At 68.9% G+C, this 23,026-nt stretch carries 21 protein-coding genes and 1 pseudogene; 10 read left to right on the top strand and 12 right to left on the bottom strand.

All coding sequences use genetic code 11. From position 1 onward, the window contains the following. Positions 1-38: 38 nt before the first annotated feature. Complete coding sequence (locus AC07DC_RS00390) at positions 39-938, bottom strand: aminoglycoside phosphotransferase family protein (RefSeq protein WP_478910403.1); 900 nt, start codon at positions 936-938, stop codon at positions 39-41. A 233-nt stretch (positions 939-1,171) separates the two neighbouring features. On the opposite strand from AC07DC_RS00390, the gene AC07DC_RS00395 reads away from it, so the two are divergent. Further along, complete coding sequence (locus AC07DC_RS00395; protein WP_478910405.1) at positions 1,172-1,681, top strand: SRPBCC family protein; 510 nt, start codon at positions 1,172-1,174, stop codon at positions 1,679-1,681. 69 nt (positions 1,682-1,750) lie between these two features. Here the strand turns inward: AC07DC_RS00395 and AC07DC_RS00400 are convergent. Continuing rightward, positions 1,751-1,999, bottom strand: a pseudogene (locus AC07DC_RS00400) (SLC13 family permease); the annotation flags it as partial. 270 nt (positions 2,000-2,269) lie between these two features. On the opposite strand from AC07DC_RS00400, the gene AC07DC_RS00405 reads away from it, so the two are divergent. Next, positions 2,270-2,773 carry a hypothetical protein gene (locus AC07DC_RS00405; protein ID WP_478910407.1) on the top strand — a complete coding sequence of 168 codons (504 nt, stop codon included), beginning with the start codon at positions 2,270-2,272 and terminating at the stop codon, positions 2,771-2,773. A 43-nt stretch (positions 2,774-2,816) separates the two neighbouring features. Here AC07DC_RS00405 and AC07DC_RS00410 read toward each other — a convergent pair whose 3' ends face one another. Beyond that, positions 2,817-3,395, bottom strand: coding sequence for an ester cyclase (locus AC07DC_RS00410; RefSeq protein ID WP_478910408.1), 579 nt, complete (start codon positions 3,393-3,395; stop codon positions 2,817-2,819). Positions 3,396-3,460: 65 nt separating this feature from the next. Beyond that, a complete protein-coding gene (locus tag AC07DC_RS00415) occupies positions 3,461-4,492 on the bottom strand; it encodes a medium chain dehydrogenase/reductase family protein (protein WP_478910410.1) in 1,032 nt (343 codons plus the stop codon). Positions 4,493-4,642: 150 nt separating this feature from the next. Between AC07DC_RS00415 and AC07DC_RS00420 the strand changes: the two genes are divergently transcribed. Together AC07DC_RS00420 and helR are read left to right on the top strand one after the other, a co-directional pair. Next, entirely contained in the window at positions 4,643-5,290 is a 648-nt protein-coding gene (locus AC07DC_RS00420; RefSeq protein ID WP_478910412.1) for a TetR/AcrR family transcriptional regulator, read from the top strand. Positions 5,291-5,714: 424 nt separating this feature from the next. Beyond that, positions 5,715-7,871: an RNA polymerase recycling motor ATPase HelR gene (gene helR / locus AC07DC_RS00425; protein ID WP_478910414.1), complete on the top strand. Its 2,157-nt coding sequence runs from the start codon at positions 5,715-5,717 to the stop codon at positions 7,869-7,871. Between the two features lie 36 nt (positions 7,872-7,907). Here the strand turns inward: helR and AC07DC_RS00430 are convergent, their stop codons facing one another. Next, positions 7,908-8,501 (bottom strand): MBL fold metallo-hydrolase, encoded by a 594-nt coding sequence (locus AC07DC_RS00430; protein ID WP_478910416.1) that lies wholly within the window; start codon positions 8,499-8,501, stop codon positions 7,908-7,910. Between the two features lie 139 nt (positions 8,502-8,640). Between AC07DC_RS00430 and AC07DC_RS00435 the strand changes: the two genes are divergently transcribed. Beyond that, positions 8,641-9,549 (top strand): GlxA family transcriptional regulator, encoded by a 909-nt coding sequence (locus AC07DC_RS00435; RefSeq protein ID WP_478912550.1) that lies wholly within the window; start codon positions 8,641-8,643, stop codon positions 9,547-9,549. Between the two features lie 67 nt (positions 9,550-9,616). Here AC07DC_RS00435 and AC07DC_RS00440 read toward each other — a convergent pair whose 3' ends face one another. Genes AC07DC_RS00440 through AC07DC_RS00455 form a run of 4 tightly spaced genes read right to left on the bottom strand, consistent with a single transcriptional unit; the run spans position 9,617 to position 15,073 of the window. Continuing rightward, the gene (locus tag AC07DC_RS00440; protein WP_478910418.1) at positions 9,617-11,989 is read right to left on the bottom strand and encodes a beta-xylosidase/alpha-l-arabinosidase; all 2,373 of its coding nucleotides are present in this window, start codon (positions 11,987-11,989) and stop codon (positions 9,617-9,619) included. Further along, positions 11,986-12,804, bottom strand: a complete 819-nt coding sequence (locus AC07DC_RS00445; protein ID WP_478910420.1) for a carbohydrate ABC transporter permease — start codon at positions 12,802-12,804, stop codon at positions 11,986-11,988. The genes AC07DC_RS00440 and AC07DC_RS00445 overlap by 4 nt, the downstream gene beginning before the upstream one ends. Further along, on the bottom strand, positions 12,804-13,730 hold the full coding sequence (locus tag AC07DC_RS00450) for a carbohydrate ABC transporter permease (protein ID WP_478910421.1): 927 nt from the start codon (positions 13,728-13,730) through the stop codon (positions 12,804-12,806). Before AC07DC_RS00450 ends, AC07DC_RS00445 begins: the two co-directional genes overlap by 1 nt. 14 nt (positions 13,731-13,744) lie before the next feature. Further along, positions 13,745-15,073, bottom strand: coding sequence for an ABC transporter substrate-binding protein (locus AC07DC_RS00455; RefSeq protein ID WP_478910423.1), 1,329 nt, complete (start codon positions 15,071-15,073; stop codon positions 13,745-13,747). Between the two features lie 99 nt (positions 15,074-15,172). Between AC07DC_RS00455 and AC07DC_RS00460 the strand changes: the two genes are divergently transcribed. From AC07DC_RS00460 to AC07DC_RS00475, 4 genes are all read left to right on the top strand, one after another. Next, positions 15,173-16,273, top strand: coding sequence for a LacI family DNA-binding transcriptional regulator (locus tag AC07DC_RS00460; RefSeq protein WP_478910425.1), 1,101 nt, complete (start codon positions 15,173-15,175; stop codon positions 16,271-16,273). A gap of 266 nt (positions 16,274-16,539) precedes the next feature. Next, entirely contained in the window at positions 16,540-18,030 is a 1,491-nt protein-coding gene (locus AC07DC_RS00465; protein ID WP_478910426.1) for an endo-1,4-beta-xylanase, read from the top strand. A 154-nt stretch (positions 18,031-18,184) separates the two neighbouring features. Beyond that, positions 18,185-18,682, top strand: a complete 498-nt coding sequence (locus tag AC07DC_RS00470; RefSeq protein WP_478912552.1) for a GNAT family N-acetyltransferase — start codon at positions 18,185-18,187, stop codon at positions 18,680-18,682. Positions 18,683-19,790: 1,108 nt separating this feature from the next. Further along, on the top strand, positions 19,791-20,492 hold the full coding sequence (locus AC07DC_RS00475; RefSeq protein WP_478910428.1) for a tetratricopeptide repeat protein: 702 nt from the start codon (positions 19,791-19,793) through the stop codon (positions 20,490-20,492). A 68-nt stretch (positions 20,493-20,560) separates the two neighbouring features. Here the strand turns inward: AC07DC_RS00475 and AC07DC_RS00480 are convergent, their stop codons facing one another. From AC07DC_RS00480 to AC07DC_RS00490, 3 genes are all read right to left on the bottom strand, one after another. After that, positions 20,561-20,908, bottom strand: a complete 348-nt coding sequence (locus AC07DC_RS00480; RefSeq protein WP_478910430.1) for a nuclear transport factor 2 family protein — start codon at positions 20,906-20,908, stop codon at positions 20,561-20,563. Then, on the bottom strand, positions 20,905-21,516 hold the full coding sequence (locus AC07DC_RS00485; RefSeq protein ID WP_478910432.1) for a TetR/AcrR family transcriptional regulator: 612 nt from the start codon (positions 21,514-21,516) through the stop codon (positions 20,905-20,907). The genes AC07DC_RS00480 and AC07DC_RS00485 overlap by 4 nt, the downstream gene beginning before the upstream one ends. A gap of 83 nt (positions 21,517-21,599) precedes the next feature. Beyond that, complete coding sequence (locus AC07DC_RS00490) at positions 21,600-22,487, bottom strand: sigma-70 family RNA polymerase sigma factor (protein WP_478910434.1); 888 nt, start codon at positions 22,485-22,487, stop codon at positions 21,600-21,602. 83 nt (positions 22,488-22,570) lie between these two features. Here AC07DC_RS00490 and AC07DC_RS00495 point away from each other — a divergent pair, with 83 nt between their 5' ends. Then, a complete protein-coding gene (locus AC07DC_RS00495) occupies positions 22,571-23,020 on the top strand; it encodes a carboxymuconolactone decarboxylase family protein (protein WP_478910436.1) in 450 nt (149 codons plus the stop codon). The last annotated feature ends 6 nt before the right edge of the window (positions 23,021-23,026 follow it).

Raw genomic sequence — 23,026 nt, forward strand, 5'->3', positions numbered from 1 at the left:
CCACATGACTTCACACGTCCATCACTCGACCGGGCTGCTCACCCGATGAGAGCCTCGGCGATCTGCCGGGTGGTCTGCGCCGCGACCCGGGAGTTGACGGCGGCGTAGGAGGTGTAGGCGTTCAGAGCGGTGGTCAGGGCCCAGCCGCGGCCCCGGGCCCAGGTGGCGTCGTCCACGCCGAGGGCGGCCCTGAAGGCAGCCCGGCTCCCGGCCGACATCAGGGTGAAGGCGATGGTCAGGTCACAGGCCGGGTCGCCGATGCCGAGGCTGCCGAAGTCGATGACCGCACTGAGACGGCCGTCGACGGTCAGCAGGTTGCCGGTGTGGAAGTCACCGTGGAACCAGACCGCAGGGCGATCCCATCCGGGCGCGGCCAGCGCCGCGTCCCACAGCTCGGTCATGGCCGCGGCGTCGAACACGCCGTCGACCTCCGCGATGGCGGCCCGCGTCGCGCGGTCCCGATCGGCAAGCGGCCGGTCGGTGAGGGCCTCTCGGATGTCCCCGACCGGGAAGTCCGCGGGCGCGAACTGCTGAAGGGCGGTCAGAAACTCCGCCAGCTCGACGGCCACTCCGGACGAGCCGGCCAATGCCTCGACGGTCGCCACCTCTCCGTCCAACCAGCCGGACACCGCCCACGGCCACGGATAGCCGAAGCCGGGCTCACCCACCCCCACCGGTACGGGGATGGCCAGCGGCAGGTGCGGGGCGAGCCGGGGCAGCCACTCGAACTCCTTCTCCGCCTGCCCGATGGCCCCGGCATGGCGGGGCAGCCGGACGGACAGCTCCTCGCCCAGCCGATAGATCGCATGGTCCGAACCGGCCGGGTCGAGCAACTTCAGAGGCAGCTCGGCCCACTGCGGGAACTGCGCATCGACCAGATGTCTGACCAGGGCCACATCGATCGCCGGACGGGCGTTCGCGGTCCTCTCGGTTACCAAGAGCAGCCCCTGCGTCGGCCCGCACCGTGCGGCGGGCGGTTGCAGCAATCACAGTGCATCGCGGACTCGCCTGTCGACCGTATTTCCCGGCTGCCCCCTGCCACATCCAGCTCGGTAGGCCCGGGACCGGGTGTCGTGCCCTGTTCCGTTCAGCGGACCCAACGTGCACGCCAGGCACCGGTGACACTGTCGCTACTGGCTAGTAGGGTCGTGGTCCGAGGAATGGAGTTCCCATGGCCCGTACGTTCACCGTGTCCCGCAGCATCCTGATCGAGGCCGCCGCGTCGACCGTGTACGAGCAGGTCAGCCGGCCCGCGCAGATGGGGCGGTGGAGCCCCGAGAACCTCGGTGCGACCCTCCCGGGCGACGACGAGTGCGCTGGTGTCGGTCTCGTCTTCGAAGGGCACAACAGGCGCGGTCCCTTCCGCTGGACCACCCGCTGCACGGTGACCGCCTCCGATCCCGGCCGCCTCTTCGCCTTCCGCGTCCACGCGATAGGGCTGCGCCGTCCCCGTCTGTCCGCCCCCATCGCCTCCTGGGAGTACCGCTTCGAGGACACGGGCACCGGCACCAAGGTGACGGAGACCTGGACGGACGACCGCCGCTCGTGGCCCACCTTCGTGGCCAACACCTTCGACCGTATCGCCACGGGCGGCCATACCTTCGCCGCGTTCCAGGTCCGCAACATCGACAGGACGCTGCGCAACCTGAAGCGCGAGTTGGACACCTCGGCCCACGCCTAGAACTCCCAGGCGAGCGGCCACGGCCAGGGTCACCGCGAGTCCCCACAGCAGGATGGGGGCGCCGAACTTTCAGTAGTCGCCGAAGCGGTAGCCGCCCGGGCCCATGACCATCAGATTGGCGGCGGTCGCCACCGGGGTGAGCAGCGCGGCCGCTGCGGCGACGGCCACGCACATCAGCATCGGTTGGACGGAGATCCCGGCGTCCCGGGCTGCTGAGACGGCGATCGGCGTGCGGATCAGGGTGGTGGCCATGTTGCTGATGAACTGGCCGAGCGTCGAGGTGAGCACGAACACCGCGAGCAGCAGCAGGTAGGCGCTTCCACTCGCGGCGTTGACTCCATCGGGTCGCCGACATCGCTCCGGCGTCCGCCTGGCAGCGGACGATCACTTCACGCAGGATGAACGTGACGGCGTCCGCCATGGCGGGCTGCCCGTTCACCGCACTGAGCAGGGAGGCACGCCATGGGTCGATTTGTTCTTCGCAGGCGCTCACCTCCCGGCAGACGTAACGGACGCGGGCGGCGTTCGCATGCGTTTCCAGAAACCCGGTTCACGGCACGTTCCGTCACCCTTGCCCTCTGTTTCGCGATGACGGTGGGCACCGCCGTGGGGGCCGCGCCGACGATGCCGAAGGAATGGAAAGCCGCTCCCGCGAATGCATCGGAAGGGAAACCGCTCTACCAATACGGCTACTTTCTTGGGTTCCACCCCTTCGTCACCCCGCGCGACATCCGCAGTCAGCTGGCGACGAACTTCTGGCTCTTCCCCGTCAGCGGAAACGACTGTCTCGGCACCATCGACCAGGGTCAGCGATGCGTGCTTCTGGGCGACAACCCGGTCACGGTCGAGGCCGTCGGGAGTGACTACTTCCAGATCGTCTCTCTACCGGGCCACTCCCTGGGAGAGGGACTGCACATTCGCTTCTCGTTCTGGCAGACATTTGGGTTCCATGTCATGGGCGTACGTGCCTGGGAAAACAATCCCTCGGGATGCGCCGAAGGGGATTTCTGCAACATCCCGAATGCGGCATTCGGGAAGGCGCTGTGGCTCGCCCTTGCGGAAACACTGAAAATGTCCGCCTACTGGGCGTGAATCCGGAGGCGAATCCGGACGTCAGCCGTTTCTGGTGCGTGGTTCAGAGTGCCTGCAACTGGGTGAGCCATTGCAGAGTGTCGGTATTGACCCAGTACTCCGCGAACTTGCCGTCCTGTATGCGAAGTGTGTCGGTACCGGTGAAGGTGACAACGGTGCCAGGTGCAGCCTTGGCGCCGGGGAAGCCGCCGGCGTAGGTGCCGGTGGCCTTCCAACGCACGGATCCGTAGCGGCCGTCGACCAGAGGGTCGACCTCCACGGCGAAGTGCAGGTCCGGGAACGCCGCGCGCGTCTGGGTGATCCAGGCCACCAGGCCGTCGATGCCTCGGATGGAGCTGCCGTCACCCCCGTCGAGCAGGGCGGCGTGGACCCGGAGGCCGGGAGAGATGATGCGCGGCGCCTGGGTGAAATCGCCGTTCCAGAGGCGGAGCCATGCGTCGAGCATCGCCTTCGGCTTCTTCACGGCCGCCCCGTGGTGCCGGTCGGCGGCTGTCTGCTCGGCCACGGTTGTTGTCGGTGAGGTGTCCGCGGCGGCGGTCGTGGCGGTGAAGGCCAGGGCGGCGATCGCCGCGGGGATGAGCAGGCGCGCCCGGTGGCGCTTGATGACGGAAGTGGCGGTCATGGCAGGTCCTCGTGTTTCCGGTGGCGGGACAAGGGCGTGTGGTCAGCGGCTGCGGACGGGATGCGCTAGGGGTTCAGTACGATCTTTCCGGCGACGTTGCCGGATTCGGCCAGCCGCAGAGCGTCGGCGGCGCGGGCGAGCGGCAGTTGGGCGGCGATCTGGGCGCTGACATCGCCGCGCTGGAGTGCTGCGAAGACCTCGGTGAGGTCGGCACGCAGCCGGGCCCGGAACCGGTTCTTGGTCAGCGCCCGCCCGGCCCAGACGTTGAAGAAGTAGGCGCTGCGGCGGTTGGGCAGCGCGTTCCACAGCCACACCCGGCCGAGCAGCTTGAGCACCGGCAACTGCTTGGATCCCTCGTCGTCCCGGGTGGAGGCGCTGCCGTAGGCGACGAGCGTGCCGCCGGGCGCGAGGAGGCTCCAGGAGTCGACCGCGCTTCGGCCGCCGACGTGGTCGAAGACGGCGTCCACTCCGCCGGGGGCGAGCTCGCGGACCCGTGCGGCAACGTTCTCGGTGCGGTAGTCGATGGGGGTGACGCCGCGTTCCCGCAGGGCGTCGTGGTGGCGCGCGGAGGCCGTGCCGATCACCTTCACGCCTGCGGCGTGGGCAAGTTGGACCAGGACCGAGCCGACACCGCCGTTGGCGCCGTGCACCACAATCGTCTGCCCCGAACGGATGCGTGCCTTGCGGTGCAGCATCTGCCAGGCGGTGATGCCGTTGACCACGACGGTCTCCGCCTGCGACGCGTCCACTCCGTCAGGCACCGGCACGGTGTCCGCCGCGTCGACGAGCACGTGGCTGGCCCAGCCGCCGACCTTGACCAGTGCGGCCACCCGGGTGCCGATCAGGGTCGCCTCGACACCCTCACCGGTCGCGAGGACGGTGCCGACCAGGTCGTAGCCGGGCACGAAGGGGAATGCCGGCTGGTCGTAGTACCGGCCGCGGCGCATCTGCTGCTCGGCGAAGGAGACCCCGGTGGCCTCCATCCGGATCAGAACCTGGCCGGGGCCCGCGGCGGGGACGACTCCGTGCCGGATCTGCAGCCCTTCCGGCTCCACCTTGCCCGGCAGAACCACCTCGACGAGTCCTTCGGCGTTCATGACGACCTCCACTGCGTTTCGTCGGTTACATGTTTTCGTGTTCGTTAGAAGTTGTAACGCAAGCGAATGGGTAGAGTCAAGAGCGTTCGTGATAGGTTCTAACTAAACGATGAGTATGTAACTGCGACAGTGCGGGACGGATGGCAGGCCATGACGGAAACGGGCACGACGACCCCGCGCGAGCGCTACCGCGCCCAGGTGCGTGCGGACATCAAGAAGCACGCGTGGGAGCAGATCGCCACGTCTGGCGCGACCGCGCTCTCCCTCAACGCGATCTCCAAGCAGTTGGGCATGAGCGGACCCGCGCTCTACCGATACTTCGCCGGCCGCGACGAGCTGATCACCGAACTCATCAGGGACGCATACCAGAGCCTCGCCGACACGCTCCGCGCAGCGTCGCAGTCCGGTCCCGACGCGGCCACGCTGGCGCTCGCCCTGCGCGGATGGGCACTGGAGGACTCCCAGCGGTACTTCCTCGTCTACGGCACACCGGTCCCCGGCTACCACGCACCCGACGACATCACCGCGATCGCGTCCGCGACCATGACGACCGTGCTCGACGCCTGCGGCGCGCTGCCCCTGGACAGCCCCGCGACACCGTTCGACACGCACCTCGAAGACCACCGGCAGTGGGCGAACGACCACCCGGCCCCGCCCGCCGTCCTCCACCGGGCCCTGACCTTCTGGACCCGGCTGCACGGCGTCCTGTCCCTGGAGCTCGCCGGGCACTTCACCGGAATGGGATTCGACCCCGGCCTGCTCTTCACAGCCGAACTGGACGACCTACTGGCCCGCTGACCGCACCCGATGCCCAACGACCCTCACCCGGCGGGCCGAGCCGGCCCTCCCCGGGCAACCGGCTCGCCGCATCGGCCCGGAGTCACATGTGAGTCAGCACGTCACGTCGTCTCGCGAAGGACTTGTCCGGCCACAGCGCACAAAAAAGGCAAGGGAGAAGACCCGTCCCTTGCCACTCTCAACTTATAGCGCACCGGGGGGCTTGCGGCAAGGCCCCGGTCGTGCTGCAGAATCGCTGGCCGAGGCCAGAAGCTGCGGGAATGGGAGATTCACGAAGTGCGTTTTGTGTTGTCGATTCATGGGTCGTGCGGTGATGTCGAGCCGCTGTTGGGACTCACACCGCGGTTGCGGGCGCTCAGCACCGAGGTGCGGGTGTGCGCGCCGCCGGACTTCGTAGTAACGACCTCGGTTCGGAGCCGCTGACATGAACCCCGTGACCACCAGCGCGTTCGAACTCCCCGACGAGATCGCCCCCAAGGCCGACCCGACGCTCATCGCCGGCGACGAGCGGCACTTCGCGGCCATCGCGGAGAGCCTGGAGCAGACGATCGCCGAACTCTCCGACCGCCTCGATGCCGAACTCAAGGCACCCGGTGGCATCGGCCGGCAGGGCATGGACCGGGACATGGAGGTCCACCGGCTGACCAGCCGCCTGCGCACCCTGCGCCGCTTCGGTCTTGACCTGTGCCTCGGCCACATCGTCAGCGCGGACGCCCCCGAGCCGGTGTACATCGGACGGCTCGGCCTCACCGACAGCACGGGTCGTCGGCTGCTGCTCGACTGGCGCTCCCCCGCCGCCGAGCCGTTCTTCGCGGCGACTCATGCCAACCCGATGGGCCTGATGAGCCGTCGCCGGTACCGCTGGGCTCGCGGCCGGATCAGCGACTACTGGGACGAGGTGTTCACCGCGGACGGGCTCGAAGGGCACGCCGCGCTCGACGACCAGTCCGCCTTCATCGCCAGCCTCGGCGGCAACCGGTCGGCCCGGATGCGGGACGTGCTCGCCACCATCCAGTCCGACCAGGACGCCATCATCCGGGCGGGATCCCGCGGCACGCTCGTCGTCGACGGCGGTCCGGGTACGGGCAAGACCGTCGTCGCCCTGCACCGCGCCGCCCACCTCCTCTACTCCGACCCCCGCCTCGGTCACCGTCGGGGCGGCGTGCTGTTCGTCGGTCCGCACCAGCCCTACCTGGCCTACGTCGCCGACGTCCTGCCCAGCCTCGGCGAGGAGGGCGTGCAGACCTGCACCTTGCGCGACCTCGTCACCGAGGGAGCCGGAGCGGTGGTCGAGACCGACCCGGACGTGGCCCTGCTGAAGTCGTCCGCGGACCTGGTGAAGGCGATCGAGCCGGCCATCGGCATCTATGAGGAGCCGCCCACCGAAGGGATGGAGGTCGAGACCCACTGGTCCGATCTCTGGCTGAGCCCCGCCGACTGGGCGACGGCGTTCGACGCGGTGGAACCGGGCACTCCGCACAACGAGGCACATGACCAGATCCGGGAGGAGCTGGTCACGATCCTGACGGGCAAGGACGACAGCGACGCCTCGCCCGAGCTGCTGAGGAGGTCGCTGCTGCAGAACCGGGAACTGATCAAGGCCCTGCACCGGGCGTGGCCGATGGTCGAAGCGACCGACCTCGTCGGCGACCTGTGGTCGGTCCCCGCCTACCTGCGCAGGTGCGCTCCGTGGCTCGGCCCGGATGACGTCCGCAAACTGCAGCGCAAGGACGCACCTCAGGCCTGGACGGTGTCCGACCTGCCGCTCCTGGACGCGGCCCGGCAACGGCTCGGCGACGCGGAGGCGTCGGCACGCAAGCGTCGGCACGAGGCCTCCGTCGCCGCCGAACGTGCCCGCAGGTCCGACGCCATCGACAGCCTGCTGCAGAACGTCCTCATCGACGAGAGCGAAGGCGCGGTGGGGATGCTGCACGGACAGGACCTGCAGGACACCCTGATCGACGAGAGCGCACTGCCCGGCACCGAACCGGACCTGCTCGCCGGCCCGTTCGCCCACGTCATCGTGGACGAGGCACAGGAACTGACCGACGCCGAATGGCAGATGCTGCTGCAGCGCTGCCCGTCCCGGAGCTTCACCATCGTCGGGGACCGCGCCCAGGCCAGGCACGGGTTCACCGAATCGTGGCAGGAGCGGCTGGAGCGGGCCGGTCTCGACCGGATCGACGTGGCCTCCCTGAGCATCAACTACCGGACACCGGAGGAGGTCATGGCGGAAGCCGAACTGGTCATCCGCGCAGCGCTCCCGGACGCCAACGTACCGACCTCGATCCGCAGCAGCGGCATCCCCGTCGTCCACGGGTCCGTCGCGGATCTGGACTCGGTCCTCGACACGTGGCTCGCCGCCCATGCCGACGGCATCGCCTGCGTCATCGGCGATCCAACGTTCCGGGCGACGTCCCGCGTCCGGTCGCTGACCCCGGAGCTGTCGAAGGGGCTCGAGTTCGATCTGGTCGTGCTCATCGACCCCGAGGCGTTCGGCAAGGACATCGAAGGAGCTGTCGACCGCTATGTTGCGATGACCCGGGCGACCCAGCAACTCGTCATCCTCACAAGCTCCTGACGTCCTGACGTCACCCAGGACACCGTGGCAGAACGCCTAGCGCGGCGCGGTGTCGTCGGACGTGAACGGGCCGCCGTGGCCGGGCACGATCAGATCCGCGGCGGCCAGGACCCGGAGCCGCGAGGTGCGCAGCACCTCGCGGTCCGGGGCCACGGGGTCGTCCGCGGGGCCGTCCGAGTGCCACCACAGGTCGCCTGCGAACGCCACCACACCCGAGTCCGTACCGGCCAGCAGCGTGATGTCCTCGGCGCTGTGCCCCGGTGTGCGGATCAGCCGCAGAGCCGGGGTGAGTTCGTACCCCTCCGCGTCCCGGTTCTTCCATTGGTCGCCGCGGTACTCCACCTTGTGGTCGTGGACCCGGGCCCGTCCGAACAGGCCCACGTTCATGGTGTTGTCCGGGTGGTGGTGGCTGAGCACCACGTCGGTGATGTCGTCCGGGCCGAGCCCCAACTCCGCGAGCGGGCCGAGGATGCGGTCGCGATCGGCCACCATGCCCGGGTCGAAGATCACATGGAGGCCGGCGTCCGATATGTAGGAGACGGTGGCGGCCACCCCGGGGCCGGTGGAGCCCGTGTAGCCCGTGGTCAGAATCGTGTATGCGGCGCTGCGGCCGAGCGGTGCGTCTGTCATGGCTTCAATACTTCCGGGCGGGCGGACCGCTCACGAGTGGCACTTCTGCCGTTGATCGCAGGTTTCGTGCCAGACGTGCGAGACTGCTCCCGTGCCGCCTTTTGTGACCGTTGCCGCGTACGTCCCGGCTGGTGTCGGCATGCTCGCCCTCGGCATCGTCACCGAGGTGTTCGGCCCGCATGGGGAGGGGTTGCCCGGCTTCGACTTCGCCCTGTGCGCCGACCGGCCCGGCCCGGTGCCCACCGACCTCGGCGTGCCGCTCATGATCGAGCACGGTCTGGAGAGGCTGGCCACCGCCGACCTGGTGATCGCCCTGCCGTGGGCCGGCTTCCGCACGCCACTGGCTCCCGCTGCGCTCGACGCGCTGTCGGCCGCACACGAGGGCGGCGCGCTGGTCGCCGCCCACTGCGTCGGCACGTTCGCGCTCGCCGCCGCCGGGCTGCTCGACGGCCGACGGGCCACCACGCACTGGCGGTTCGCCGAACTGCTGGCCCGGCGCCACCCGGAAATCGTCGTCGAACCCGACGCCCTGTACATCGACGAAGGGCGAATCACCACGGGGGCGGGAGCAGCAGCCGGCTTCGATCTGTGCCTGCATCTGCTGAGGCGGGAGTACGGGGCCGCGATGGCCAACGCCGTCGCCCGCGACATGGTGCTGCCCTCCCACCGGGACGGCGGGCAGGCCCAGTACCTGGCCGCCCCCGTTCCCGAGGACGTCCAGGACGAGCGCCTGACCGAGGTGATCGCCTGGGCCCGCGAGCACCTCCACGCGCCGCTTCCCGTCGCCGAACTCGCCCGGCGCGCCATGATGAGCAAACGGTCCTTCGCCCGCCGCTTCGCCGCCGCGACCGGTACCACCCCGCACGCCTGGCTGCGGAGCCTGCGACTGAGCAGCGCCGAGGAGCTCCTGGAGACCACGGACCTACCGGTCGAGGAGATCGCCCGCCGGGTCGGGTACGGGAGCGCGGCCGTCCTGCGTGAACAGTTCGTGCGCCGCCGCGGAGTGCCACCCCGCTCCTACCGCCGCTCCTTCACCCGCACGCCGTAGCGATCCGGGCGAGCCGCGGCGGCCCGCCGGCCGCGGGAAGACGCCGCGGCCGGCGGCCGGTTCATGCTCAGGCCACCGTGAACGTCGCATGCAGGCGACGGGTGTGGTCGAGTGGACGGACCGGGCCGGTGAGCGTGAGCGGGACGCTCAGCCGGGTGTCGGTGCTGGATGCTGCGATACGCAACTCCAACGCTCCGGGTTCGACGATGCGATGGCCCTCGCGACCGGTGAAGGAGGCGAGGTCGGCCGGAACGGTGACCTGAATCCGGACCAGTTGGCCCGGAGCGAGCGGGACTCGCCGGTATCCGATCAGCCGCTGCACCGGTTGCACGACCGAAGCGACCGGGTCGTGCAGGTAGATCTGGACGACTTCGGTTCCCTCGCGGTCGCCCGCGTTTCTCAAGCTGAAGCCGAACCGGAACTCGCCATCGGTACCGGTACTGCCCTCCGCCACGTCGAGATCGGAGTAGGCGAAGTGGGTGTAGGCCAAGCCGTGGCCGAATCCGTAGGCCGCGGTCGGATCGGTGCTGGACACCTCGCCTGCCTGGGCCAGCCGCGCCGCCAGGTAAGTAGATGGTTGCACTCCCGGGCGACTTGGCACGCTGACCGGCAGTTTCCCCGACGGATTCACCCTGCCACTGAGCACACCGGCGACGGCCCGGGCGCCGGCCTCACCCGGGAAGAAGCACTGCACGATGCCGGCCGCCTCCTTCACCGCTCGACCGAGCGCGTAGGGGCGCCCGGCCAAGAGCGTGACCACGACCGGCGTCCCGACGCCGAGCAGGTCGTCGAGCAACTGCTGTTGGACGCCCGGGAGCTGGAGCAGTTCGACATCGCATCCCTCACCGCTCGTGCCGCGGCCGAAGAGCCCGGCCCGGTCCCCGAGAGCGAGGACCACGACGTCCGCGCCGCGCGCCAACTCGAGGGCCTCGGCAAAACCGGCGGTGTCGGTCCCGTCCACCGATGTTCCCAGTGCGGTGATCAGGTCGCTGTCCGGGAACTCGGCTGCCAACTCCTGGGCCAGCGTCGGCAGTTCGATGCCGACTGGTACGTCGGGGTGCTGGTCGCCGACGTGCACCGGGAACGCGTAGCAGCCCAGCAGAGCGCGTGCCGTGTCCGCGTTGGGGCCGATCAGAGCAATGCGTTGCGGTCGGGTGAGCGGCAGTGTGCCGTCATTGCGCAGGAGCACCACGGCCTGCTCCGCGATGCTCGCAGCCAGTTCCCGGTTGGCGAGGGGATCGAGGTCAAGGCTGTCGCGCAGCGCTTCGGGGTCCGACAGGTCGGCTCCCGCCAGACCGGCCGGCACCGGGTCCCAGTCCGGGTCGAGCAGTCCGAGCTGGGCCTTCTGCAGCAGGACGCGGCGCAGCGCGCGGTCGATCAGCCGCTCCGGGACGGTGCCTGAGGTCACCGCGTCCAACAGTGGCTGTCCGAACGTTTTCACGGTGGGCAGTTCCACATCCACGCCGCTGGAGAGGGCCAGTGCGGCAGCCCCGGACCAGTCGTCGGCGACGCCGTGCAGGGTTTTCAGGAAGGCGATGCCGAAGTAGTCGGCGACGACGGTGCCGCTGAAGCCCCATGTGTCCCGCAGGAGTCCGCTGAGCAGTTCCTCGTCCGCGGCGGAGGGGATTCCGTCGGTGTCGGTGTAGGCGTGCATGACCGATCGCGGTCGGCCCTCACGTAGCGCCATCTCGAACGGCGGAAGAATCACGTCGGCCCGTTCTCGCACGCCCATGCTGACGGGGGCGAGATTGCGTCCCGCCCGGGACGCCGAGTATCCGGCGAAGTGTTTGAGCGTGGCGACGATCCCGGCTCCCTCCAGGCCCTGCACGTAGGCGGTGGCCACGGTACCGACCAGATAGGGGTCCTCTCCGATGGTCTCCTCGACCCGGCCCCAGCGGGCGTCGCGGACCACGTCCAGGACGGGGGCGAGCCCTTGGTGCACGCCGACGGAGCGCATGTCCCGTCCGATCGCGGCCGCCATCGAGCGCACCAGATCGGGGTTGAAGGTGGCGCCCCAGGACAGGGGTACGGGGTAGGCGGTGGCACCCCAGGCGGCGAACCCGGCCAGACACTCCTCGTGTGCCAGGGCGGGGATACCGAAGCGGTTGGCGGCCGCGATCCGGCGCTGCGTGCGGAGCAGGGACAGGGCGCCGAGCGCGGGATCGACCGGGACGGTGCCGAAGGGCCGGGTCAGCTGGCCAAGTCCGTGCGGCAGGAGGGCGTCCAGGTCGGTCTTCTCCTCCAGCTCGTGCTGGTGTGGGGCGACGTCGCCGCCCTCGTTGGAGGCTCCCACCCACACGCCCGCCAGTTGGGCGATCTTCTCCGGCAGCGTCATGGCGCGGATCAGGGCGTCGGCTCGGGCGCCGTCGTCGATGGAGGTGTTCTGCCAGACAGGAGTGCCGGGATCGGTGTCCACGGCCACGTTCGGGTTGTTCGTCACTTGCCGCCAACCCCCATCAGCCCCTGCACCAGGGTGCGGCGGGCGCACAGGTAGACGACCAGGATCGGCAGCATGGACAGCACGACGGCGCTGAGCAGTCCGGGGACGTCGACGCCGTGCTCGGTCTGGAAGTTGTAGAGGCCCAGGGTGATCACCTTGGTTGATTCGGACTGGGTCAGGACGAGGGGAAAGAGGAATCCGTTCCACGCCTGGAGGGCGGAGAACACCACGACGGTCGACACCCCGCCTCGGGACAGCGGCAGGACCAGCTGCAGGAAGACCCGCCAGGGGGCGGCCCCGTCCACGGCCATGGCCTCGTAGAGCTCCGAGGTGATGTCCCGCATCGCGCCCGTCAGGATGAGCGTGCAGATGGGAAGGCAGAAGGCTGCGGTGGGGAGGATGACACCGATGAGGTTGTCGTAGAGCCCGGCCTTGCTGATGACGTAGAACATCGGCACGATCACGGCCTGCGCCGGTATGGCGAGACCGAGCAGGAAGGTCCGGAAGACCAGGGCCATCGTCCGGTTGCGGCTTCTGACGATGGCGTAGGCCAGCGGGGGTACCAGCAGCAGCACGATGCCGACCACGGAGGCGGTGACGATCAGGGTGTTCGCGAAGTCCTGCCCGAAGCCGTTGCTGAAGTCGTCGAGGTAGTTCTGGACGGTGAGGTGGGTGGGGAAGGCGAGCGGCCCCGCGGTCGCGTAGTCGGACTGGGTGCGCAGAGTGGAGACCAACAGCACGTACAGCGGGAGGCCGACCAGGAAGAGCCAGATCAGGGAGCCCAGACCGGCGAGGTAGTTGGGGCGGTTGCGCATCAGAGTCCCTCCGCGGTGCTGCGCATCTTGTCGTAGCCGGACAGCCGGACCATGACGAGTGAGATCACTGTGGAGGCCACCACGAGGACCAGGGCGATGGCGGATGCGCCGCCGAAGTCGAATCCCTTGAATGCCTGCTGGTACATGTAATAGGCACTGATGGTGGTGTCCGTTCCCGGGCCGCCCTGGGTCAGGATCAGCACGGTGTCGAAGGTGGTGAGCCCGCCGACCACCATCAGGATCGTCGAGGTGATGATGGTGTTGCGCAGCTGCGGCAGGGTGATGTGGAAGAACTGCCGCACCGTGCCGGCGCCGTCGATGGCGGCGGCCTGGTAGAGAACCTGCGGCACCGCGCGGGCACCGCCCTGGTAGATCAGGGTGTGCAGTGGGGTCCACTGCCATGCGCCGACGAAGGCCAGCACGCCGATGGCTCCGCTCTGCGAACCGAAGAGGTTGCCGTCGCCGAACAGCCACGTCGCCTGGGCCGGGACGCCGAAGTTCGGGTCGAGCAGTGCCCGCCACAGCACGGAGACCGCGGTCGCCGAGAGCAGGAGGGGCACGAAGTAGATCGCGGACAGGATCGCCCGGTTGCGCTGCTGTCCCGCCGCCCAGACCCCGAGCAGGATGCTGAGGGGTGTCTGGATCAGGACGCCGAGGCTGGTGAGCGCCAGGCTCAGCCACAGGCTGTTGATCATGACGGGGTCGTGCAGGAGCGCTGTCCAGTTGGACAGTCCCGCGAACTGCGGCGAGCCCAACCCGTTCCACTGGGTGAAGGAGAGCACAGCGACCAGGACGAGCGGGACGATGGCGAAGAGGACGAAGAAGAGCGTGGCGGGTATCGCCCAGGACATGCCCGGGCGGGCGACCGCGATGCTGCTGTGGGCCGCCCGGCGGGGGGCGGGGATGACGGTGGTGTTGCCGGTCATGTGTGCGTCCGAACTCACGAGGTGGGCAGGCCCTGCATGGCCTTGATGAAGCCGTCCGCGTCGATCTTGCCGTCGAAGAACTCCTGCACGGCCGTGTGCATCTTGGTGGTCGCCGAGGGCGGGTATGCCTGGTCCCAGGAGAGCTGGAACGAGGGCGCCTGCTTGACCAGGTTGTACTGGAAGGTGGAGTAGTCCGGGGCGCCGGAGGCTGCCAGGAACTGCGGGGTGTTGGTGGTGGTCGGCAGGTTGCCGATGTCCAGCTGTGCCTTCACGAACTCGTCCGAGTACATGACCTTGAGGAAGGCCGCGACGGTCTCGGGGTGCTTGGTCTTCTTCAGCACCGAGTAGAAGTTGTTGGTGTTGCCGACGATGTCGTTCGGGTCGCCCGCGCCGCCTGCGATGGTGGGGAAGGCGCTGTAGCCCAGGTCGTTCTTGGCGAAGTCCGGGTTGTTGGACTTCTCGGTGGAGTATTCCCACGAGCCCATCAGCTCGAAGGCCGCCTTGCCCTTGGCCAGCAGTGCCGGGGATCCGCCGTCAGTGAACTTGACGGAGTCGAAGCTGGTGCCGAACGCCCCGGCGTCGATCAGTTGCTTGAGCATCCCGAGTGCCTTACGGCTGTCCGCGCTGTCCCAGGCACCGGTGTCGCCGCCCAGCGCCTTCTGGAACAGACCCGGACCGGCCACCCGGTCGAAGACGTACTCGAACCACATCAGGGTCGGCCACTGGTCGGCGCCGCCGAGTGCGATCGGGGTGACGCCCTTCGCCTTGAGGGTCTGCACGACGGCGAGGAGTTGGTCCCAAGTGGCCGGCGGGGTCAGCCCGTTGGCGCTGAGCACCTTCTTGTTGTCGAAGAGCAGGACCGGCTGGGTGCCGCGCATGGGGATGCCGTAGGACTTGCCGTCGATCACCGCGGTGTTGAACACCGAGGGCAGGAAGTTCGCCTTCAGCCCGGGATCCTTCGCGATGAGGTCGTCCAGTGGCCTGAGCAGACCGGCCTTGACGAACGGAGCGATACTGCCGCCGCCCCAGTTGAAGAACACGTCCGGCGCCTGGGGCGTGTTGATGATCGTCTGCAGCTTGGTCTGGTAGTCCGCGCCCGGGATGGTGTCCAGCACGACCTTGACCGCGGAGGTCTTGTTGAAGTTCGCGACGAGCTGCTTCTCGACCTTGTTGGTGGCGTCGCCGTAGACCAGCACGTGGACGGTCCCGGAGTCGCCCGATGACGACGAGCCGCCGCCGGCACCACAGGCTGCGGTGCCGATCACCAGGGCGGATGCTGCGGCGATGGCGCCGAGCCTGTTCCGGGACGCGCCATTACGAACAGCGGACAGATGGTGTCTCATGGCCTGCCTCGATCGAAAGTTTCGGTAATAATCTCGAATGTCGTGAGGGAATCTATGCAGACCCCCTGGAGCCGTCAAGGGTCTGGACGGTCACACCTCATGGAGCGGCGCCTTGATCCAGGGGCTACCATCCGTGCCGTGAACTCTTCGGCGGCAAGGAATCCGCAGGAACGATCGGCAGAGGTGGTCCCGGTGACGGTGGCTGCAACGCTGGCCGAGATCGCGCATGAGGCAGGAGTGTCGGCTCCGACTGTTTCGAAGGTTCTGAACGGTCGGACGGATGTGGCGCCCGCGACCCGCGAGAAGGTCGAGGCGCTGCTGCGCCGACACGGCTACCAGCGCCGTCGCGGTCACCAGTCCACGCAGTTGCTGGAGCTGGTCTTCCACGAGCTGGAGAGCTCCTGGGCGATGGAGGTCATCCGCGGCGTCGAGAACGTCGTGCGCGAGGAAGGGCTGACGGTGGTGCTCTCCGAGTCCTCGGGGCGCCTGAGCCTGGGGCAGTCCTGGATGGAGGGCGTGCTCGCACGCCGTCCGACCGGGGTGGTGCTGGTGCTCTCCGGGCTGGACAAGGACCAGCAGGCGCAGCTCACCAGCCGCAAGATCCCTTTCGTGGTGATGGATCCGGCCGGCGATCCCGGCCAGGACGTCCCCGCGGTGGGTGCCACCAACTGGCAGGGTGGCCTGGCCGCGACCCGGCACCTGCTGGAGCTCGGTCACCGGCGGATCGCGGTGATCTCCGGTCCCAGCCGGATGATGTGCAGCCGCGCCCGGGTCGACGGCTACCGGGCGGCACTGGAAATGACCGGCATCGCCTACGATCCCGAACTCGTCCGCGAAGGGGACTTCCACCACGAGGCCGGCTACAGCGCCGGCCTCGAACTGCTGCGCCTACCCGACCGCCCGACCGCGGTGTTCACCGGGAACGACCTGCAGGCCCTGGGGCTGTACGAGGCGGCCCGCGAGCACGGCCTGCGCATCCCCGAGGAGTTGAGCGTGGTCGGCTTCGACGATCTGCCCCTGGCCCGCTGGGTCGGACCGCCGCTCACCACCGTGCGCCAACCGCTCACCGAGATGGCCGAGGTCGCCACCCGCATGGTGATCGACCTGGCCCGCGGAAACCGCCCCAACACCCTGCGGGTGGACCTGGCGACCACCCTGATCGAACGCAGCAGCACCGCACCGCCCCACGCGAGTCGGTGAGTCGCTGGCGGCGAGTCCTTTGCCACCTCTGCGCGACATGAAGTCCGCAGGGACCGTTGACGGACCGGCAAGCTCGGCCTAGGGTCACCGCTGGCATTCGGAACAGACATCGAAACTTTCGACCCCGCCGGCCTGAGCAGCGTACTGATCCACCTCACCTGCGGAACGGGTCCAGGGCGCCCGGCAAACAGCGCTGCGCCACCCGTGCCCTCGGTCAGCCATGCCCGCATGACGCGCTGCCCCGCCCCAGCGAAAGGACAAGAACCGTGTCAGACCGGTTACGCCGCATCCGCCGCACCACCTCCTGTCCCCTGCCGCAGAGCGACGCGCAGCATCTCGGGCGAGCGGTTGTCCCCCGCCATGCCCGGCACGGCCTGTTCGCCGCGACCGCCGCACTCGCCGCCGGCGCCCTTCTGGTCGCCGGCCTCGGCTCCCAGGCCGGCGCGGCGGGAACCAGCGTCAAGACCCTGGCCGAGGCGAAGGGCATCTACTTCGGCACCGCCCTGACCCAGGACAATCTGAGCAACGCCACACTGACCGCCGTCGCCGGAGCCCAGTTCGACATGGTCACCCCGGGCAACGAGATGAAGTGGGACACCACCGAGCCGTCCAACGGAACGTACAACTTCGGCCCCGGCGACCGGATCGTCTCCTTCGCCACCGCCCACGGCATGCGGGTACGCGGACACAACCTGGTCTGGCACGACCAGCTCCCCTCCTGGGTGCGTACTCTGCCGACCAGTCAGGTACAGGCAGCCATGGAGGCGCACATCACCACCGAGGCCACCCACTACAAGGGCCAGGTCTACGCCTGGGACGTGGTCAACGAACCGTTCAACGAGGACGGCACCCTGCGCCAGGACGCCTTCACCGCCGCCATGGGCACCGGCTACATCGCCGACGCCCTGCGCACTGCGCACGCCGCCGACCCGAACGCCAAGCTCTACCTCAACGACTACAACATCGAAGGCGTCGGGGCCAAGAGCAACGCCATGTACAGCCTTGTGCAGTCGCTCAAGTCGCAGGGAGTCCCGATCGACGGGGTGGGCTTCGAGAGCCATTTCATCCTCGGCCAGGTCCCCTCCACCCTGACCACCAACCTCCAGCGCTTCACCGCCCTGGGCGTGAACGTCGCGGTGACCGAACTGGACGACCGCATCCAACTCCCCGCCGGCAGCGCCAACCTGGCCCAGCAGGCCACCGACTACAGCACCGTGGTCAAGGCCTGCCTCGCGGTGACCGGCTGCGTCGGCGTCTCGCAATGGGGCGTCGGGGACGCCGACTCCTGGATCCCTGCCGCGTTCCCCGGATTTGGCGCTGCCACCATGTACGACAGCTCCTACCAGCCCAAACCCGCCTACGAAGCCGCCGTCACCGCCCTCGGCGGCACCACCGGCACGCCCACCCCCACGCCCACCCCGACCGGAACGAACGGGCCGGGCGGCTCGTGCAAGGTGACCGACACGACCAACGCGTGGAACACCGGGCTCACCGAGAACATCACCATCACCAACACCGGCAGCACCGCTCTCACCCATTGGTCACTGGCCTTCACGCTCCCCGGCGGCCAGACCATCACCTCGGGCTGGAACGCCACATTCAGCCCCAGCAGCGGCAACGTCACCGCTACCAATATGAGTTACAACGGCACTCTGGCCGCTGGCGCCGGCACCAACCTCGGATTCCAGGCCACACACACCGGCAACACCGCGGCCCCGGCCACCTTCACCCTCAACGGGGTCACCTGCACGGGATGACGGAGATCTCCCGCGGGTCGGTCGACCTGGCCGTCGGCCGATCCGGAGCGTCGCGAAGGCTCTTCGCAAACGTGCGTCGTCGGTGGTGTTGTGCTTGCATGCTCCGGTGAATCGACACCGTTCTCCCACCGCCGAGGACCCTTCGACCTGCCGCATCCGACGGCGCGATGCCTCCGATCTCGATGGATGCGTCCAGGTCCTCACCCAGGTCCATGACAGCGACGGTTATCCGGTGAACTGGCCCGATCGCCCCAGTGAGTGGCTGACGCAGCCTTCGCAGCTCGCGGCCTGGGTGGCGGAACTGGACGGGCAGGTCGTCGGCCACATCGGTCTGTCCAGCAGCGAAGAGGGAGATGCGGCGCCGGTCCTGTGGAGCCGCCGCGCGGGTGTGCCCGTCGAGACCACCGCTGTGATCAGCCGGTTGTTCGTCGCACCCGCAGCTCGCGGCCACGGGATCGGCGCTCTGCTGATGGCGCGGGCCGTGCAGGACGCGCAGGAGCGTGCTCTGCATCCGGTCCTCGACGTCGTCGCCTCCGACACGTCGGCAGCAGCCCTGTACGAACGCCTGGGCTGGAGCCTGCTGGCCACCGTCGACCAGCAGTGGACGCCGACCCAGACCGTGAACGTGCACTGCTATGCCGCCCCGGCGTGACGGGAGCGCCCCGGTCATGTTGGAGGAGAAGGTCACATCGATCCCCACCGACGGCGGCCGCCCTTTGTTGTTTTGACGGCGGTCAAGCACTTCGAGCTCTACGGCAGCAACCTGGTCCGGGTCCCACCCGAGATCGGCGCCATGACCAAGCCTGGAGATGGACGACGGAAGGGTGACGATCTGTCGTCGTTCTGACGGGCTGAGTTCGACCAGCGGACGGAACTCAGCCCGGCCGTCGGCGGCCGCCTCGTCGATCAGCGCGAGCAGATGCCGCCAGCCCGCCGAGGAGGTGTCCTGCAGCTCGGAGTGGAAACCGACGCGGGCACGCGGATGCGCCGCCGTGTACTGATCGAAACACGAGCACCTGTCACGGTAGGGTCCCGACCCCTGAGGATCCGGATTCGACGTGTCGCCCCAGCGGTTCACATAGAGCTTCGGCTCTTCCCCGAACACCATCCCGCAAAGATACGGATCACGGAACCTCCAGCGGTCTCGACCAGGGATCGCTGGACGGGCAGAGACGTTGGGGGCCGAGCTGTGGAGCGGGGGGGTCACGCCTTCGTCGGCGTGCGAAGCGGGACGAAGGCGCGACATACGAGACCCCTCGGGGCGCGGCCTCGCGCTCTCACGCTACGGAAGGACCGGTAGCTCGGCATGCCCAGGACAGCCGTTTGGGGGTGAGGAGTCCTGACCCGCTCAGAGCGCCTGGCGCGGTTGTCGGTGCCACAGGCAATGCTTCCCGCCTCGTGCTCCGCGATGAGGGCCCGCCAGGCCGCCGAACCAACGGCACACTCTCAGGCGGGATCATTCCTCGGCTTCCCCGGACGGTGGTGTGGCTCGATGAGTTCCAGCACTACCTCAGCGACGGCCTGACGGCCGCGCCGGTCCGCGCGCTGCTGGCGGGCGGGTCCGGGGCGGTGATCATCGATACGGTCTGGCCCGACCACTACTTCCGGTTCACGGCGAAGCCAGGAGCGGACGCCGACAACCTCTCCCGACGCGAGCGCGAAGTGCTCAAGCTCGCCGAGGTCATCGACCTCGCGGACCGGCCCACTCCGCCGACGCCACCGCGTGGTTCGCCTTCATCCGGTTCCTCGAACAGCACCGGATGGTCGCCGAGACCGAACGACTCTGGCAGGACGGACTGTCGTCGGGAGAACACGACTCACCTTCCGGCCTGGCCGATGTCCTCGAAAGGCAGAGCCGGATCGACGAAGCGGTCGACGTCCTGCTGGCCGGCGCCCACGCGGCCGAACAGGGTTCGCTGTGCAGCCTCACCATCCTGCTCCAACGGCACGACAGACTCGCCGAGCCCGAACGCATCCTCGAAGAGGTCTCCACAACCCGCGACACCGGCACCGGTTGGCTGGCCATTCTCCTGGAGGAGCAGGGCCGCACGCACGAAGCCGAGGCCGTGCTGCTGCGTTCGGCCCTGCGTGGATCCCAGGAGGCATGGACTTCGCGCAGGCGCCTCGTGGAAGACCTGCTGAAGCGTGGACGACCCGACGAGGCGGAATCGCTGCTGCGGACGATCGCGGCATCCGGCAACCTGGCGGCGACCGAAGAACTCACCGCCCTCCTGAAGACCCACCGGCGCGCCGCCGAGAGCGAGGAGCTCTGGCGACGCCTGGTGGAGCACGGCGACCCCAGCACGAGATGGCATGCCACCCATCAGTTGGCGAAGCTGCTGTCACAGTCGGGCCGCCGCGGAGATCGAGCAACTGTGGCGCCGGAACCTGGCCTCGGGAGGCGGCAGACAGGTCCTGGAACTGCTTCTGAACCTCCTCAACGACCAGGGACGATCCGATGAAGCCGGCCGCTGGCGCAGGGAAGGGGTGGGCTAGTCAGCGAATGGTCCGGCGAGCCTGCCGGTGGTGCTCAGGCGGGGAGGAAGAACCCGGTCACATCGGCGAGAAGACCGTCCCGGTGTACCGCGCTGCTCACGCCTGCCATGAAGGCCTCGCCGTCCGGGCCGACCTGGGTCCAGCGGGCCAGTGACCGGTCGTGGTGGTCGAGGACCTCGTCGATGCGGAAGCAGTGTCCGGGGAACGCCCCGGCGAAGCCGTTCATGTAGGCGTCCAGTTCGGCCACGCCGCCGACCTCGGTCCCCGGGTCCCGGTAGGTGACGTCCTCGACCGCGACCGCGCCGAGCGCGGTGAGCCGTATCGCGGGGTCGGCCGACCAGCACGCGGCGTAGTTCTCCCAGAGCTGCTGTTGATCACTCATTGCTGTTCCTCTTCCTTGACTTGCTCGGCGCCGATCGACGCCATGGCCCCGTCGGTGATGGTGTGCAGTTTGGTGGTGGCGGTCCCCGACCGGACGAGAACCAGCAGCCCCTGGTAGAGGGCCAGCAGCTGGGCGGCCGACACCTCGATATCGAGTTCCGCGGGCAGCAGCTGCCGGGCGCGGGCGCGCGTCAGAGCGTCGGCGAAACCGGACTCGATCGTCTCCAGCCCCCGGCGCACGCCCGCCGAGGCCTGCACAACGGTGAACGACTCCACCGCGGTGTTGGTGAGCAGGCACCCCGGATCGGGTTCCGGGCCGGGGTGCGCCTCGAACGCCGAGGTGAAGAACGAGCGGATGCCGGCCACCGGGTCGTCGGTGTCCCGCAGGTGGACGCGGACGCGGCCCTCCACCACCTGCTCGTTGTAGGCGTCCAGCGCGGCGCTGAACAGGCCCTCCTTGCTGTGGAACGCCCGGTACAGGCTGCCCGGGTGCATTCCGGTCGCTTCCTCGAGGTCGCGCAGCGAGGCGCCGAGGTATCCGCGACGACGGAACAACCGCATGGCGGAGGCCAGTACCTCGTCCTGATCCCAGACCTGTTTGCGGCCCACCGGCGCCTCCCGTAGTTGAACGATCGCTCACAAAATAGCATGCGCGGCGCCCCCCGCACTGCGGCGGACGCCTCGGCGGTGACTCACCCGGGATTCGGCAGGTTCATCGACACGAGCCTGGCCGGGTCGGTCACGGCCGCGATGCCGGCGATCCGGCCCTTGACGACGGTGAACGCGATGAGCGAGAGCGGGGCGCCGTCCTCGCGCCAAGAAACGATCGCGGGAAGGCCGTTGACGAGTACCTCTCGCCCCCGCGCGGCTGCGCCGGCGGACAGCTGCGCGCCGGCGGCGACCTTGGTGGCGCCGAGGGTGACGACCACCCCGTCGGGGGTGTCGATGGTCAGCCTCACCTCGGGGTCGAGCACGCGCAGCAATCCCTCGAAGTCGCCGCGGCGGGCGGCCGCCAGGAACGCCTGGACCACCTCCCGCTGCTCCCGCTGCTCCCGTCCGGCGACCGTCGACCGCTCGCTCGCCTGCACCTTCCTGCGCGCGCGGCTGGCGAGCATCTTGGTGGCGTCGGTGGACTTGCCGAGGATCTGGCCGATCTCGTCGAACGGCACCGCGAACAGGTCGTGCAGCACGAACGCCAGCCGCTCGCTCGGCCGGAGCGACTCGAGGACGACGAGGAGCGCGAGCCCGACCGAGTCGGCGAGCGCCACGTCGTCCTCCGGCGCAGGGCCTTCGTCGAACGTGACCACGAGCTCGGACAGCCGGTCGTCGTACGACGCCTCAGGGCGGGCCTGGCGCGATCGCAGGACGTCGAGGCTGATCCGGCCGACCACGGTGGTCAGCCAGCCGGCGAGGTTGTGGATGGCCGCCGAGTCCTGGCGCGAGAGCCGCAGCCAGGCCTCCTGAACCACGTCCTCGGCGTCCGCGTGCGATCCGAGCATGCGGTGGGCGACCGCGCGCAGCCGGTCGCGCTGGGCCTCGAACGCCTCGGCCACCGGGTCCGCCGGGCTGCTGTCGAACATGTGGTTACCTTCCGCGGTTCGGCTCCGTCATGGGTGATGACGGGCCCGGAGGGGCGCAGGTAACCGATGCAGGAGCAGGAACGATGGAAGCACGCATGAAGGGCGCGGGGAATCCCGACGTGATCACAGCAATCCAGCACCTCAACAAGGCGATTTACGCCCATGACGTCGACCCGCTCGTCCTCGAGCTGGTCCATCTGCGCGCCAGCCAGATCAACGGCTGCAGCCCGTGCGTGTTTGCCGGGGTCGCGTCGGCGAAGAAGCACGGAGAGACGGAGGAACGGCTGCACAGCGTGGTCACGTGGCGCGAGACGCCCTTCTTCACCGAGGAGGAGCGGGCAGCGCTCGCGCTGACCGAGGCCGCCACTCGGATCCAGGACGGCGCGCCGGGCGTGACCGACGAGATCTGGGAGGCCGCCGCCGCCCACTTCGACGAGAAGCAGTTGTCCGCGATCATTCTGAACATCGCGATCACCAACTTCTTCAATCGGATCAACCGCACGATCCGGGAGCAGGCCGGCAAGACCTGGTGAGCCGGG

The sequence above is a fragment of the Streptomyces sp. NPDC045021 genome (assembly GCF_056432645.1).